General features: G+C 47.8%; 1 protein-coding gene. It reads right to left on the reverse strand.

Features of this window, described 5'->3' with window-relative positions; all coding sequences use genetic code 11:
* Nucleotides 1-678 (reverse strand): tetratricopeptide repeat protein (locus HMPREF2716_RS28390; protein WP_083318182.1); only part of this gene is annotated, 678 nt, incomplete at both ends.

The raw sequence follows: 678 nt of genomic DNA on the forward strand, positions 1-678 counted from the left end.
GTTTCCAGTCGGGCCGATCTGCGTCGTAGCCCTGGGTCGGGTGAGGAGGCAGAGGATGATCCTTTATCAAGTTGGTAAAACGTAGATCTGGATCAACTTCAAGCTTCTTGTAAATAGAGTAATACATCTCATAAAGCTCCTTATCCGCGTCATACCACATCCTATCAACTGGTCGACTTTTTTCATCGAATATATCTGTCATTAGAAGCGCAGCATCACCATCCCCTTGAGAAGTAGCAAGCTGGTAATAGCTCAGCGCCTTAGGATAATTATACTTAACTATTTTGTAATACGCACCCAATTCATAATTAGCGGGAGCATATCCTTGCTCAGCAGCGCATTGCGTGTAACGAAGTCCTAGTTCGTCCTGATTCGCTTCATAAATATAAAGCTTACCTAACGCAGTTAAGGCTGGAGGGTTACCCATACTGGCGGCCTTGTCCAAGAAGGTCAGGCCATCGGTAGCAGGATTCTTAACACCGGCACGATTGCCAATCATTGCCCCCATGTTATAGAAGCCTTGGGGCACTCCCAGATCGATCATCTTCTGGTAAAGGTCCAACGCTTTCTGCGTATCCTTCTCTACCCCACCAGGCCACCCTGTACGATAAAGATTCGCCAGGTTATGCATGGCCTTCCAGTGACCACGCTCCACTGCCTTGCTGTAAAGCTCGACGA

The sequence above is a fragment of the Pseudomonas sp. HMSC076A11 genome, from assembly GCF_001810205.1.
In the GTDB taxonomy this organism is placed as follows: domain Bacteria; phylum Pseudomonadota; class Gammaproteobacteria; order Pseudomonadales; family Pseudomonadaceae; genus Pseudomonas; species Pseudomonas aeruginosa.